The organism is Kiloniella antarctica (genome assembly GCF_042682825.1).
Lineage (GTDB): Bacteria > Pseudomonadota > Alphaproteobacteria > Kiloniellales > Kiloniellaceae > Kiloniella > Kiloniella antarctica.
Map to the genome: position 1 here is coordinate 449935 of NZ_JBHUII010000001.1, position 14025 is coordinate 463959.

Consider the following 14025-nt stretch of genomic DNA (forward strand, 5'->3'; position numbering starts at 1 on the left):
CAATATGGTTTAGTTAAAAGTTGACTCGCTATGAGACAAGCCAAACAACAACACTATCTTTCACAATAGATTGAACAATAATCAGGCAAAACTAGGGCAAAACCCATGGAACCGATTATTTAACAAATATAAACAAAAAAAGCCCCGGAATATCCGGAGCTTTTTTCATTGTTTTTTATTTTCGTCTAAAAAAGATTGTCTAAAACACCTTCCAGAGGAGCCTCACGCTCAATAACGACTTTCGGCGTTTCACCCTGTCCGCGTGTACCAAGAGCCGCATTCTCTTGAATACGTTTAGCCTCTTTGGCTGCATCAACGATACTGTTAGGACTAGGCTGATCTTTCCAGAAAATCAGTGCATCAACTACTTTTTCACTTTCAGAATTCAACTGCCTCGTTTCTCGATCAATAAGCAGTCTAATATCAGCAGGGGCCTCCTCCGCTCCCGCTGATTTGAGGATAGCCATTTCACCCTCTGTTCGACCAGCTTGTTGCAAAGTTGTGGTTTTTTCCGGACCGGCTGTACCATCAAGATTAAACACCGCGCGCTTTGCCTGACCTTGAGCAGAACCTTCTTGAGGACGCAAAGCACCAGGACGTGGTGGCGCGAGATTGTAATCTGGCGGCAGGCTCAAAGGAGCACGAGAGACGACCTTAAACTCGTCCGGCGCCCGCTTGCCCAAACCGATTTGTTCTTTCAAACCGTCACTGCATCCGGTCACGACCAAAGAGATAATTAGTAAACCAAAAATATGTAATTTTTTCATGCGTTCAATCCGCGTCCTTTGCCAAGGTACTTACTTATTACCCTTAGATGACGTTAAGAACAAGCCGTCATAGAGTAAAACCAGAACCCCAACAAAAATAATGCTATCCGCCAGGTTAAAAGCTGGCCAAGGATTAAACATCTGCCAAGGGAGCCACGAGATACTAAAACTTAAAAAATCAACGACCCCAACATGGACGAGCCTGTCAATAACATTACCTATGGCTCCACCACTGATTAGGCCCACAGATACAGCAATCATCTTTGTTGGTTCCTTGCTAAGCCAAACAAACAAACCGATTACAATCACAAACGCGACCCCAGCTAGAAGGAAGGGACGCCACTCTGAATCACTCCCAAATAATCCAAAACTGACGCCCGTATTATACGTCAGCACAAGATTAAAAAATTCTGTAACTTCAATCACGCGTGGTGGGTTCATTACTTCTAATAAAATAAACCACTTACTCGCCTGATCCAGCCCGACGATAATCAAGGCCAAAATCAATGCACGCAAAATCATATTTTGGTTCCTTACGAACACGCCATTAAGATGCTAGGTCAGGAAAGTACATCGGCACAGCGACTACACGTTCCCTCCGCATGAGGATGGCTTCCGACATCAGGCAGGACCTTCCAGCAACGCTCACATTTTTCTCCCTCAGCGGTATCAACGACCACACCAACACCATCGACATCATTAAGTCGGTAAGCTTCCTCTGGTGCATCTGCATTTACCAATTCGATCTGAGATGTAATGCAGATATCTGCCATATCAAGATCACCAATCGCCGTAAGAAGTTCATTACGATTGATATAAACTGCTGGACGGGCTTGCAAGCTTGATCCGATTTTCTTTTCCGAACGCAAAACTTCAATTGCCCCAGTGACAACCCGGCGAACTTCACGAACACTATCCCAACGACTTGCAAGAGCATCATTCTGCCACTCAGAAGGAATTTCTGGGAATGCCCGTAAATGAACAGATTCTGCTTCACTGGTTTTACCACGCGCTAACCAGGCTTCTTCCGTCGTGAAACAAAGAATTGGCGCTAACCAGGCTGTCAAAGAATCAAAGAGAATATCTATAATAGTCCGACAAGCACGACGTTCGAGATTATCCGCAGCATCGCAATAAAGTGCGTCTTTGCGAATATCCAAATAAAACGCAGACAAATCCAGCGCACAAAAATTATGAAGAGCTTGGAACATTGCATGGAAGTCATAATCTTCACAGCTTTTACGAACAACGCCATCTAATTCTGACAGACGATGTAGAACCCATTGTTCCAGTTCAGGCATTTCCGCAATAGGAAGGCGTTCAGCTTCAGAAAACTCACTCAAACTTCCAAGAAGGAAACGAAGCGTGTTTCTCAAGCGGCGGTAAGCATCGGCTTGGAACTTCAGAATTTCATCACCAACACGTAAGTCTTGTGAATAATCAGACGCAACAACCCAAAGGCGCAAAATGTCAGCGCCGTACCGAGAGTTAATCTCGGCTGGTGCCGTAATATTGCCCAAGGACTTGGACATTTTACGACCTTTGTTATCCAATACGAATCCATGTGTTAACACGGCATCATAAGGGGCACGACCTCGGGTTCCTGCCGATTCTAATAGAGATGTATGGAACCAACCACGGTGTTGATCAGATCCTTCGAGGTATAAATCTGCAGGCCATTTCAATTCAGGGCGCGCTTCAAGAACAAAGCTATGTGTAGAACCAGAATCGAACCAAACTTCAATTACATCTTGGATTTGCTCAAAATCGTCTGGATTATAATCATTCCCCAAGAAACGAGAGGGATCACTAGAAAACCAGGCATCTCCTCCTTCTTCATTGAATGCAGCCACGATTCGATCAACGACCTTTTGATCACGGAGAGGCTCACCCGTTTTCTTTTCCATGAAGATGGGTAACGGCACGCCCCAAACACGTTGACGCGACACACACCAATCAGGACGCCCCTCAATCATCTTATAAAGACGATTACTGCCTTTTTCAGGGATAAACCTAGTGTCATCAATCGCTTTTAGAGCTTTCTTGCGCAGATCGTTTGTCTCCATAGAGATAAACCACTGTGGTGTACTTCTGAAAACGAGGGGTGCTTTTGAGCGCCAGGAATGTGGATAACTATGACGCATAGAGCCTTTAGCTAACATAGCGCCCGTCTCTATGAGAGCTTTAATTACCCGACCATTTGCATCTCCGGCTTTACCTTCTTGTGTATAAACACAAGCACCAGCAAAGAAAGGAACATGATCGTAATAAACGCCGCCTTCATCGATCATCATCGGAACTTCAAGCCCATGTTGACGTCCGAGTTCATTATCGTCAGCACCATGGCTCGGGGCAATATGAACGAAGCCCGTACCCGCATCATTCGTAACAAAATCAGCCGTTAAAAGAGGAACTTGATAATCAAACCCCCCTTCTGCACCGACTAAGCCGCCCAATGGATGATTGAGCGTGACGCCAGATAGATCAGAAACAACACCCCGTTCTTTCCAAGCTTCAATTTTTGCATCAATTCTTACCTGCTCAGAAAGTTCACGATTAAGAACCAGGCGTTCTCCGACTTTAGCCAAACTATTTTCGCCGAGTTCTGTAACTTCATAAACGACGTATTCGAATTCTTCGCCACGCGCTACTGCTCGGTTAGCTGGAATGGTCCAAGGCGTTGTTGTCCAAATGACAATCGAAGCCCCCTCAAGCAATTCGTGATTACTGCTTGCAACAGGAAAGCGCACCCAGATGGTCGGTGATTTAAGCTCGTGGTATTCAACTTCGGCATCAGCAAGTGCCGTCTTTTCAACAACAGACCAGAGAACTGCTTTTGTTCCCATATAAAGGCCCTTGTTCATCAAGAACTTGCCCATTTCTTTTACAATTAGAGCTTCTGATGCAAAATCCATGGTGCGATAGGGTTTTTCCCAATCGGCCTCGATACCAAGACGCTTGAACTCCTCAATCTGGATATTGATCCATTTATCTGCAAACTCACGACACTCCTGACGGAACTCGACGACAGGAACCTCGTCTTTATCCTGTCCGCGGGCGCGATAACCTTCTTCGACTTTCCACTCAATTGGCAAGCCATGACAGTCCCAGCCAGGAACATAATGCGCATCTTTACCCATCATTTGCTGAGAACGATTGATCACATCCTTAAGCACCTTGTTCAAGGCGTGTCCCATGTGAAGGTGCCCATTTGCATAGGGCGGCCCGTCGTGAAGAGTAAATTTTTCGCGACCTTTGCTTTGAGCACGTAGTTTTTCAAACAGACCAATATCGCTCCAATGCTGCAGAATTTCAGGCTCTTTTTTTGGGAGCCCGCCGCGCATTGGGAAATCGGTCTTTGGGAGAAAAACAGTGTCTTTATAATCCGTGCTCATGGAGCCTATCTTCCGTCTTACTATTTTGCTTGTTCATCACTTGTTGTCATCACAACAAATTCTATCGGGTGATCATCCAAATTCAGTAAAAGCTCTTTTGCTTGCTCACTGTCTTTCGCGATCTGATTGGTTAAAGCCGTAAGGCCATCAAATTTTTGTTCAGGGCGCAGATACTCTACGATTTGCACCCGAAGGTCCATATCATAAATATCTTCATCAAAATCAAAGATAAATACTTCAAGATTTACGCGATCACCATCCAACGTCGGACGTTTGCCAATGTTCGCAACACCATTGTACCAATGGGTCAGACCAAAACCTTCGACACCGTCCTTTGCAACACGCACAGCATAGACGCCAAGGCTTGGGTGTAAATAGTTTTCCATGGATAGATTTGCTGTTGGAAAGCCGATTGTTCTTCCACGCTTAAAACCATGTTGTACCGCACCATCAATTTCCCAATAACGGCCTAATATTCTTGCCGCGGCACCAGGCTTCCCATCGCGAAGGTAATCTCTTATCCGCGAAGATGATAAGACTTCACTACTTTTATCCTTCACAAGAGTTGCTGCGGTTACGCCAAAGCTATGCTTTTCGCCCAAAGTTTCCAGGAGTCTCGCATTTCCCTGGCGATCTTTACCAAAGCAAAAATCACCTCCGATTACGAGGTGTTTAGCCCCAAGATCACGTACAAGTGTTTCGAGAACAAAAGATTCTGCGGTCTGCTTTGCGAACTCCAGAGTAAAGTCTTGAATAAAGACATGATCCACACCAACCTTTACCAAAGCATGTGCCTTAGCAAACATTGGAGTCAGTCGAAAACAAGGTCGGTCTGGTTGGAATAATGAGCGCGGATGTGGTTCAAAAGTCAGCACGGCAAGTGGCACGCCAAGTTCTTTAGCTATTTCACTGGCTTGCCTTATAACAGCTTGATGCCCTAGATGAACACCATCAAAGTTACCAATCGCAACAACAGCACCCTTCGCGTCCGCTGGCAGATTGGTGAAATTATGAAAAACTGCCATATCCTGACCTGGCCTTACTTCTACTTAAGTTATTGGTAATCGGTTCATAGCGTAACTTAATGATATAGACACTTCTGTCACATCAAGTCCACGCCCAAGAGGTTATGAATACCCGAAGAAGCTATGAATACAGAGTCAGAAGCCGCTTGAAAACAGCCTAGTCAATTTTTTCAAAAAAGATTGCGGCAAGAAACGTACTAGGCCTCTTTTGAAGAAACCATGACAGTGGCCTCACCTTCCAAAACATCCTTGCCCAAAACCTGACAACTTGTCTCGAGAACAACGCGTTTCTTCTTTGTTATAATTTCTTTCACCCGTACGATTGCGGTCACTGTATCACCAATACGCACAGGCGCCTTAAAACGAAGTGACTGAGAAAGATATATCGCACCCGGCCCTGGCAATTTAGTCCCAAGCACAGCTGAGATAAAAGACGCAGTTAACATCCCATGAGCAATACGCCCCTCGAACACACTATTCAGCGCGGCCTCTTCATTTATGTGGACAGGATTAGTATCTCCAGAGATACCTGCAAAAAGAACAATATCAGCTTCGGTCACTGTCTTCGCAAAGGAGGCTTCCATTCCTTCGTGTAAGTCTTCTAGGTAATACCCCTGTTGATTTTGCATTTTTGTCTCTCCCAGAATCAGCGTTGAAGCAGTGTTTCACTCCACGACGAGGTTATTTTTGTTGTTTTGTTTCGCGACACACCAGCACAATGTAACTTTACGCAAAATACGTCCCTTCGCACTCGCAAACAAGCATTATTTTGCATTGCAGCATGAGACAAGAGTTTTGAAATAAATTTTTAACCGGATGACCGGAGTGACTGGCATCCTAGCTTGAAATCTCTACAATGGAGGTAGAGGCATCGGAGGGTATTTTAAGTGTCGACTTTAAAGAGAGCTATTCTTGTTTTCATTCTTGCCACAACCATGGTTGCTTGTGGGGCCAGCAAGAATGCTCGACCGATCACAGGAAGCCTGCCACTCGCATCTGATAACAGCGCTCGAATTTATTTCTACCGTTCAAAAGTTCCCTTTCTTGCAGCAATAGAGCCTGAGTTTCTCGTCGATGGTAAATCAGTGGGAAAGGCGGTCATGAATCAGGCTATTTATCGCGATGCCCGCCCAGGAGAATACGAGATCTCAATATCTTCTGATTTAAAAAATTCGATTTCTCTGTCCCTATCTCCGGGGGAAACACGCTACATCAGAGCCTATGGGACAACTTCCGTTATTCGAACCTACCTCTCAATTGATGAAGTCGACGCGAAGCAAGCAATGCAAGACCTAAAAGGTCAAAAGCTACTCGTTCCTTAATGTTCATCAAAGCAGGCGAGCAGCTTTTATCAATTGTTATTCAGAAGCTTCAGTGCTCGTAGATTCTGCGGGCTCGGAACTCTCAGCCGATTTTGTCACAACAGGCGTAGCTTCTTCACGAACAAGAACAGCTGCAAAGAAGCCATCACACCCGTTTCTGGCAGGAGTAAGACGCAACATATCATCAAGATATTCAGGTGGAGAAAGCGGCATCTGTGCTTCCCAAATCTGTTTGATAGGAATCAACTTGAAGTCAGGTCGAGAACGCAAGAGGCCTGCAATCTGTTCTTCATTTTCACATGGCAATAATGAACAAGTCGCATAAACCAATCTTCCACCAGGCTTCACAAGCCGTGCAGCAGAAGTTAGAATACTTTCTTGAAGAGCGACCAATTCTGCCAAATCAGTCTCATCGCGCCGCCATTTTGAATCCGGAGCACGCCTCCAGGAGCCTGTCCCACTGCAAGGTGCATCAATCAATACGCGGTCGAACTTACCTTTATTCTTTTTGACCCAGGGATCGCGTTCGCTTTCCAGAACTTTCCGTTCGGCATTGAAGACTCCCGCACGTTTAAGTCGCTGTGCAGCACGACCGAGACGCTTATTGTGAACATCACAAGCAACAAGCTGGCCTCGGTTATCCATCTCAGACGCCATCGCCAGGGTTTTCCCGCCAGCCCCCGCACAAAAATCAACAACACGTTGACCAGGCTCGACAGCAACCATAACTGATAGAACTTGAGAACCTGCATCCTGTATTTCGAATTCACCGCGCTCGTAAAATGGTAAATGAGCCTTTTTACAGTGATCGTGAATACGGATACCATGTGGCAACCAGTCAAGGACTTCGACTTTACATCCAGCTTTTTCCAACCGGGGAATAATATCTTCACGATTTCCTTTGAAAGGATTTACCCGAATATCAAGTTGAGAAGGATCATTAAGAGCTGCAACCTCAACACCAAAACGGTCACCAAAAACTTCCCTCAACCCCGCTTCTGCCCAGGAAGGACATTCAAGAAGCACAGCTTCTGGCATTGTCCCTTCTGTCAGGTCACTGCCTTCCATTGAGCTCAAAGCACGCGCCTCAGAATCAGTCAGGCGCTTAAGGTACCCTCCGCCGCCCTTACAGAAATTAGTAATATCCTGCAAGGTTTTACCATGGGTAAGTGCCAGATCTGCAAGTAGTAGTTTTCTCATCTGAAGGGTCTGCCCCTTGATTTCAAGCCACCACAACAAACGGCGATAACGACGAACCACACCCCAGACCATATCACGAATACGGGCGTAATCACGATCAGTCAAACGGCCCTTAATATTTGAAAAATGCGACGCAAGCGCGCGATCTATCGGGCTATCTGAACTTGTCGCCTCGTCTAAAACGGCAAGAACATGATAAAGCAACCGCCCCATTGGCAGGTCGACACGCTTCGCACCGCGCGCTAATCGTTCCCCGCCCTTGGCTGGTTCAATATCAGAACGTTTTGTATAGACTTGGTCACCCCCCAAATTCTGATCGTCTCGGATATCCTCACGGAGTTTCTTGCCATACCCGCTTTCAGTTGGTGGGCGTCCGCGATAGGAGCTGCGATCATCGCGTGAAGGCCCCCGTGTGGTCCTGTTTGTGGCCTTAGAATCTGCAGCCTTAGACGGGGATGGAATCGTCGTGCTCTTACTATGCTTTTCAGCAATAAAACGCTCTTTGCGCGCACGCTGCTTTTCGGCCCCGCTTGGAGTCTTGTCGCTTAGGGGTTTCCGGTTTTGGGATTTACCGGATGGCTTTTTATCTGAATTATCAGTCACACTGTTTCCCTAAAGTCCAAGCAAGGCTTGTTCGTTTTTTGTAAAGCCAACAACGACTTTATCCTCTAGCTCAAAAACAGGCCGTTTGATGAGCGTAGGATTTTCGAGCATCAATGCGCGGGCTGAGTTCTCATCTACTGAATTTTTAATATCATCAGAAAGATTACGCCACGTTGTACCTCGTCGATTAAGTAGCGTCTCCCACCCGACAAATTTCATCCAACTATCCAAGCTTTCTGCAGATAGTCCGTCTATACGAAAATCATGATAGCTATGTGCTTTACCCTTGCTAACGAAAGTCTTCAATGCCTTTCGGCAGGTATCACAGTTCTTAATGCCATAGATTTTAGTCATGAATTTAGCCGCATGGTTATAGTTTCACGCCCTTAGGTAAACTGCTTAACAAAAAAAGCAAGGAAACTTCTCTTCAAAGCACATGGCATCTCTAACCTATCCCAACAGCTTTTTGATTTTGCAGAAAAATTTTTCCTGCAAGATCAACACCTATCGCAGCCGTTAATATCTTTTCTAAATCACGGTCTTTTTTTGATAATTTTTCTACAATATTTCTTTGCCATACCAAACAGCGAGACAGCTCACGCGTCACAACCGTCGCTCCAGCACTTTGTCTCGTTAGAAAAGACATTTCGCCGACGAACTGCCCCGGTCCAATCTCTCCAATCCGTTTATGCTTAACTGACACAAACGCACGCCCTTGTAAGAAAAGAAATAATTTATCCGGACGCTCTCCTTCAACAAGGAGAGTATCGCCTTTTCCCAAATCATACCACGTAGCAGCGGCAAAAAGGCGTTTAACAAAAACACGGTCCATTGAAGGAAACGCCTTGTTTTTTAACTCTTGCTCTTCATTGGATAGAGCTGAACGACGACGTTCTAAAATTAATAGAGCTGAATGAACAACATTTACCGTTATCAACAACATATTCCCAGTGAAGGATAACCACATAGGTCCACTTTCAGGTAACAACGCTGCAACCGCCATAGCGAGTTTAGCCACAATAGTAAAAATCCGTAACCAAAGAATATCACTAATGACAAAAGCAATAAACGTTAAGAGAAACCCAATAAATACAAATATCGCAGGTAGATTGGAGTAGCTTTCACGAATCAAATCCATCTAATCACCTCTATGTACGAAAACATCGCAAGAGCGCATAAAAGTTTGGTCGAATAACTATTCCATTAAAGAAGAAAGAGGCGAAACGCCAATAACCTGACCGTGATAAGTCAAAACCAATCCATAAATTACAATCCCTAAGACAGGTCCAAGAACACCCAGCCTCGGTAAAATGTCTTGAGGCAACACCTTAAATCTGATGAACGATGGCATGTAAGATGTTTGAGTCAGAACTTTAAAATCACGCTCTTCAACCCGTGCGTCTTCATGGGATATCTTAGCTTGTATGTCACTCCAGAGCATTGCCAAGATACAATATACACCAAGCCCCCCAAACAAAAGTATCCCCGCGAGATCTCCATTAACAAACACATGCCCGAAACAAGCAAGCGCCATTCCAGTCAACATCGGATGGCGGGTAAGCCTCCTCGTCCCCTTCGAGACGTACGAACTAATCAGTAAAACAAAAGCTACAGGCATAAGAACAAAGGTTTGGACAAGAACCAGTAACTTATCAGCTTTCCAGTACTCAATATAATCCATCATCGCGTAACCATGTAACGCAGCCATAAAACTGACAAGAGAGAGTAACGCGAATATGCCTTTATAAGGCCACTCACCCAAACACTGCACAAGTGGCCTTCTGATAACTTTAGTTGCCGTAGCCAGATGAAGTGCCGAAAAAAAGGCCAAGCCTCCACATAAAAAAATTAACCCCAACTTACTCTCCTCAATCGACGAAACTTAACTATGCGGGACCTGTTCATATGATCACAGGTACACTACACACCCAATACAATAAACCACTGTTGTGTTAGGTCAGGTGTTTTACTCAAATAAATGAAGTTAGAGATTGTTTTCATATCAGCCCTGCTCCGCGAGATGCTTGGACTCAATTCAAAATTCAGTTATGACCCTGTAACTCTATCGCAACACCTTATTGGCTTGAAGAATTCACGTCATAGATATTCACACTTTTATATTTACCTGGCTCCAAACTAAAGAGAGAGTTTATGCAAGACTGGAATGTGATCGTTATTGGAGCAGGCGCCGCGGGACTAATGTGTGCCATTGAAGCGGGTAAACGAGGTCGCAAGGTTCTTGTGTTAGATCATGCGACAAAACTTTGTGAGAAAATCCGGATCTCTGGAGGTGGACGCTGCAATTTCACCAATATTCACACAACCCCCAGCGACTTTATTTCTGGTAACAAACACTTCCCCAAATCAGCTTTAGCACGTTACACACCTAACGATTTCCTTGATCTGATGGCAAAACATAAAATCAAATATCATGAAAAGACTCTCGGACAGCTTTTTTGTGATAATTCTGCACAAGAAATCATTGATATGTTGCTATCAGAATGCAGGGATGCACGCGTAGAAATTAAAAATCCTGTTTCAGTCCAAAATATTCGTAGGCTTGCGCCCAAATCTGGTCCCGAGAATTTTTCACTCGAAAGCAGTATTGGCACGTTGACTTGTAGCTCTTTGGTTATTGCGACTGGCGGGCTATCTATCCCTAAAATAGGCGCCACAGATTTTGGCCATTGCATTGCCAAGCAATTTAATATTCCCATGACACCGATTAGACCTGGCTTAGTACCTTTGACTTTAAATCAGGAAGATAAGGATTTCTGTAAAACCCTGAGCGGAATCTCTCAAGAATGTATTGCTTCGGTCAAGAAACAAAGCTTCAAAGAGAACCTCCTTTTCACACATCGCGGCCTTAGTGGCCCGGCAATTTTACAAATTTCTTCTTATCTTGAGCCCGGAAAAACGCTTACCATCGACTTACTTCCCGCTCAGAACATCGAAACAGAACTAACCGCAGAAGAGAACAAAAAGAAATCTCTGACCAATGTTCTTGCACCATTTCTAAGCAAACGATTTGCGCAAGAATGGGTCGAACGCAAAGCTCAAAACCGGACCCCCGCCGACCTTGGAAGTAATAAGCTAAGGGCTATAGCTGAAGGAATCCACAAATGGAGCATCACACCAGCAGGTAATGAAGGCTACGCCAAGGCAGAAGTTACCTTGGGAGGGGTCAACACCAAAGACCTTTCCTCCACAACAATGGAAAGTAAAACCCGTCCCGGCCTTTTCTTTATTGGTGAAGTCGTCGACGTTACCGGCCACCTCGGCGGGTTTAATTTTCAATGGGCTTGGGCATCAGGCCATGCAGCCGGACAAGCAGTATAAACTAATACCCGACAGATCTTTCCACTGCCTTGGGAATCAGTCCTGAGCTCCTATATCGCTGAATATTTTGCGTTACGATATCAGCTGCCGTTTTGGGATTTGTTGGCGCCGCAACATGCGGCAATAAGGTGACACCACGGTGTCGCCAAAGCAAATTTTCTTCAGGTAAAGGTTCTTGAGAAAAGACATCGAGCACAGCATGCGAAAGTTGACCGCGAGTTAAAGCCTCAAGTATATCGCCTTCAACCTGATGACCTCCCCGGCCAAAATTAATCAAGCTCGCCCCTTGTGGTAATTGATCAAACAGAGACTTCGATAAGATACCTTTTGTTTCAGCTGTTAACGGTAAAAGATTCACCACTATATCCAGACCTTGCAGAAATTGCGAAAGCCCTTCATCACCAGAAAAACACTTAACATCTTCTTGCGACTTAAGAGAACGGCTCCAGCCGCGAACATTAAAGCCAAGTCGAGTAAGTTGTATTGCTGAAGCAAGCCCCATCTCACCAAGGCCAAGAATGCCAACATGTCGTTCTGAAGCCAAAGGCAATTCATGCTGTAGCCAGAGAGATTTTTGTTGCTGCCGCGCATAAACTGGCAAGTTACGATGTAGCGCTAGGACGTGCGTTGCCACGGCCTCTGCCATAGACCTCGCTAATGTGGGATCGACGAGACGCACCAACGGCACTGCTTCTGGCAGCGTTGAATCGCCCAACAAAGCATCCACCCCTGCCCACAGGCTTTGTATCCACTTAAGGTTAGGCAGGGTACGCAAAACGCCTTGTGGTGGATTAGCAACAATTGCGAGATCAACCGCCTCTTTATCTTCGATCCGATCTGGGAGAACAATATCCTCTCCCGGCAACAAAGTGCACAGAGCATCAAGCCACATTGTTTCTTCTTCACGCGGAACAGTCGTCAGTAAAATAATACTCATGACGCAAACACTCTATCCATATTCATAAAGCCCTTAATTTCAATGGGATTGCCAGAAGGATCATAAAAAAACATTGTCCATTGTTCTCCGGGTTCTCCCTCAAAACGAACACTTGGCTCCAGTACAAAGGAAATTTCGGCGTCCTTCAACCTTTCAACAACAATAAGCCAATCTTTATAATCAAGTATTACACCAAGGTGAGGCATAGGAACCAGATTACCCCCGACCTGCCCCGTGATTTCTGTCTTGAAAGGCTCTCCGATATGAAGCGAAATCTCATGACCAAAGAAATCATAATCCACCCAAGTCGATGTAGATCGCCCTTCCTTACAGCCAAGAATTTTTCCATAAAAATTTCGAGAAGCAGTTAAATCACGAACGTTGTATGCAAAATGAAACAAGCTTTTCATTATGATTCCTAACAATATAAATTTTTGTATTCAGCGATTTTTTATCACAGACAACAAATAAAAATTACTGTATTAATTTAGCTTCAAACGAAAGGATATCTATCTTTTGAATAGTCAATTTCTCGAAAGTCTACTGGCTGTCTCCCAAAACGGATCCATTGCAGAAGCCGCACGTGTTCAAGGATTAACGCCCGCAGCCATTAGCCAACGGCTTAAATCCCTAGAAATTTTATTGGGAATGCCTCTCACGATAAGAGCTGGAAAAACCATCCGCTTGACAGAAGCAGCTCTTCGAATACTGCCGCATGCCAAACAAGTTATCAAAGAGCATCGAAATTTAGTCGACGCCTTAAATCAAGACAGAATTTCAGGACGTATTGCATGTGGCGCCATATCCACTGCGATGACAGGGCTGATTCCAAAGGCACTTAAATCGCTCAACGACACAGGCCACGAACTTGAAATCAAGTTACATCCAGGAACTTCTGCTCAATTGTACAATAGATTAGTCGCAGATGAACTTGATGCTGTTATCATCACAAAACCACCTTTTCACATCCCAAAAAACATAAAAATCTCTGAAATTCACCAAGAAAATCTTTGCCTTATTGCGGCCGACGGATATCTGAGGATACCCTCTAAAAACAATAAAAATCTCACAGATAATATCTTGAGCAACGCCCTGCACCAGCAACTTCAGCAACACCCCTTTATCAGATACGACCAAAATTCCTGGGGTGGAGGCTACGTAAAATCCTATTTGGATGATCACAAACTACGGGTACAGGAACTCTATGAACTGGATGCGCTTGAGGCGATTGCAGTTTTAGTCAATTCAGGCCTCGGTTTGGCGTTAGTTCCGGATTGGCCAGCTCCTTGGGCCGAAGGCCTTATACTTGATAAGATCGTGATTCCCAATCCTAACTATATGCGCCAAGTTGTTTTATTGCGAAAAAGAGAGACTGGTAAAGAAACCGCAATCGATTTTATCTGGCAACACCTGATAAAGTCCAACGTAACAAAATAA

General features: G+C 44.9%; 14 protein-coding genes. 3 read left to right on the forward strand and 11 right to left on the reverse strand.

Annotation, left to right across the window (positions count from 1 at the left end; translation table 11 throughout):
* Window positions 1-185 precede the first annotated feature (185 nt).
* From ACFSKO_RS02125 to ACFSKO_RS02145, 5 genes are all read right to left on the reverse strand, one after another.
* Window positions 186-767, reverse strand: coding sequence for a DUF3035 domain-containing protein (locus tag ACFSKO_RS02125; protein ID WP_380247919.1), 582 nt, complete (start codon window positions 765-767; stop codon window positions 186-188).
* Between the two features lie 30 nt (window positions 768-797).
* On the reverse strand, window positions 798-1289 hold the full coding sequence (gene lspA, locus ACFSKO_RS02130) for a signal peptidase II (RefSeq protein ID WP_380247921.1): 492 nt from the start codon (window positions 1287-1289) through the stop codon (window positions 798-800).
* Window positions 1290-1327: 38 nt separating this feature from the next.
* A complete protein-coding gene (gene ileS / locus ACFSKO_RS02135; RefSeq protein WP_380247923.1) occupies window positions 1328-4162 on the reverse strand; it encodes an isoleucine--tRNA ligase in 2835 nt (944 codons plus the stop codon).
* Between the two features lie 20 nt (window positions 4163-4182).
* Window positions 4183-5187, reverse strand: coding sequence for a bifunctional riboflavin kinase/FAD synthetase (locus ACFSKO_RS02140; RefSeq protein ID WP_380247926.1), 1005 nt, complete (start codon window positions 5185-5187; stop codon window positions 4183-4185).
* A 197-nt stretch (window positions 5188-5384) separates the two neighbouring features.
* Window positions 5385-5816 (reverse strand): MaoC family dehydratase, encoded by a 432-nt coding sequence (locus ACFSKO_RS02145; protein WP_380247928.1) that lies wholly within the window; start codon window positions 5814-5816, stop codon window positions 5385-5387.
* Between the two features lie 258 nt (window positions 5817-6074).
* Here ACFSKO_RS02145 and ACFSKO_RS02150 point away from each other — a divergent pair, with 258 nt between their 5' ends.
* Window positions 6075-6509: a DUF2846 domain-containing protein gene (locus ACFSKO_RS02150; protein WP_380247930.1), complete on the forward strand. Its 435-nt coding sequence runs from the start codon at window positions 6075-6077 to the stop codon at window positions 6507-6509.
* 36 nt (window positions 6510-6545) lie between these two features.
* Here ACFSKO_RS02150 and ACFSKO_RS02155 read toward each other — a convergent pair whose 3' ends face one another.
* From ACFSKO_RS02155 to ACFSKO_RS02170, 4 genes are all read right to left on the reverse strand, one after another.
* Entirely contained in the window at window positions 6546-8312 is a 1767-nt protein-coding gene (locus ACFSKO_RS02155; RefSeq protein ID WP_380247932.1) for an RsmB/NOP family class I SAM-dependent RNA methyltransferase, read from the reverse strand.
* Between the two features lie 9 nt (window positions 8313-8321).
* Window positions 8322-8666: an arsenate reductase gene (locus tag ACFSKO_RS02160; RefSeq protein ID WP_380247934.1), complete on the reverse strand. Its 345-nt coding sequence runs from the start codon at window positions 8664-8666 to the stop codon at window positions 8322-8324.
* Between the two features lie 91 nt (window positions 8667-8757).
* On the reverse strand, window positions 8758-9450 hold the full coding sequence (locus tag ACFSKO_RS02165; RefSeq protein ID WP_380247937.1) for a cyclic nucleotide-binding domain-containing protein: 693 nt from the start codon (window positions 9448-9450) through the stop codon (window positions 8758-8760).
* A 57-nt stretch (window positions 9451-9507) separates the two neighbouring features.
* The gene (locus tag ACFSKO_RS02170; RefSeq protein ID WP_380247939.1) at window positions 9508-10170 is read right to left on the reverse strand and encodes an NnrU family protein; all 663 of its coding nucleotides are present in this window, start codon (window positions 10168-10170) and stop codon (window positions 9508-9510) included.
* A 293-nt stretch (window positions 10171-10463) separates the two neighbouring features.
* Between ACFSKO_RS02170 and ACFSKO_RS02175 the strand changes: the two genes are divergently transcribed.
* Window positions 10464-11651, forward strand: coding sequence for a BaiN/RdsA family NAD(P)/FAD-dependent oxidoreductase (locus tag ACFSKO_RS02175; protein WP_380247941.1), 1188 nt, complete (start codon window positions 10464-10466; stop codon window positions 11649-11651).
* A 1-nt stretch (window position 11652) separates the two neighbouring features.
* Here ACFSKO_RS02175 and ACFSKO_RS02180 read toward each other — a convergent pair whose 3' ends face one another.
* Together ACFSKO_RS02180 and ACFSKO_RS02185 are read right to left on the reverse strand one after the other, a co-directional pair.
* Window positions 11653-12588, reverse strand: coding sequence for a 2-hydroxyacid dehydrogenase (locus ACFSKO_RS02180; protein ID WP_380247944.1), 936 nt, complete (start codon window positions 12586-12588; stop codon window positions 11653-11655).
* Window positions 12585-12998, reverse strand: a complete 414-nt coding sequence (locus tag ACFSKO_RS02185) for a VOC family protein (RefSeq protein WP_380247946.1) — start codon at window positions 12996-12998, stop codon at window positions 12585-12587. Before ACFSKO_RS02185 ends, ACFSKO_RS02180 begins: the two co-directional genes overlap by 4 nt.
* A gap of 106 nt (window positions 12999-13104) precedes the next feature.
* Between ACFSKO_RS02185 and ACFSKO_RS02190 the strand changes: the two genes are divergently transcribed.
* Entirely contained in the window at window positions 13105-14025 is a 921-nt protein-coding gene (locus tag ACFSKO_RS02190; protein ID WP_380247948.1) for a LysR family transcriptional regulator, read from the forward strand.

What these genes read in the sequence shown, in the direction of transcription:
- ACFSKO_RS02125 (WP_380247919.1), bottom strand. Translation starts at nt 767, where the DNA reads ATGAAAAAATTACATATTTTTGGTTTACTAATTATCTCTTTGGTCGTG.
- lspA (WP_380247921.1), bottom strand. Translation starts at nt 1,289, where the DNA reads ATGATTTTGCGTGCATTGATTTTGGCCTTGATTATCGTCGGGCTGGAT.
- ileS (WP_380247923.1), bottom strand. Translation starts at nt 4,162, where the DNA reads ATGAGCACGGATTATAAAGACACTGTTTTTCTCCCAAAGACCGATTTC.
- ACFSKO_RS02140 (WP_380247926.1), bottom strand. Translation starts at nt 5,187, where the DNA reads ATGGCAGTTTTTCATAATTTCACCAATCTGCCAGCGGACGCGAAGGGT.
- ACFSKO_RS02145 (WP_380247928.1), bottom strand. Translation starts at nt 5,816, where the DNA reads ATGCAAAATCAACAGGGGTATTACCTAGAAGACTTACACGAAGGAATG.
- ACFSKO_RS02160 (WP_380247934.1), bottom strand. Translation starts at nt 8,666, where the DNA reads ATGACTAAAATCTATGGCATTAAGAACTGTGATACCTGCCGAAAGGCA.
- ACFSKO_RS02165 (WP_380247937.1), bottom strand. Translation starts at nt 9,450, where the DNA reads ATGGATTTGATTCGTGAAAGCTACTCCAATCTACCTGCGATATTTGTA.
- ACFSKO_RS02175 (WP_380247941.1), top strand. Translation starts at nt 10,464, where the DNA reads ATGCAAGACTGGAATGTGATCGTTATTGGAGCAGGCGCCGCGGGACTA.
- ACFSKO_RS02180 (WP_380247944.1), bottom strand. Translation starts at nt 12,588, where the DNA reads ATGAGTATTATTTTACTGACGACTGTTCCGCGTGAAGAAGAAACAATG.
- ACFSKO_RS02185 (WP_380247946.1), bottom strand. Translation starts at nt 12,998, where the DNA reads ATGAAAAGCTTGTTTCATTTTGCATACAACGTTCGTGATTTAACTGCT.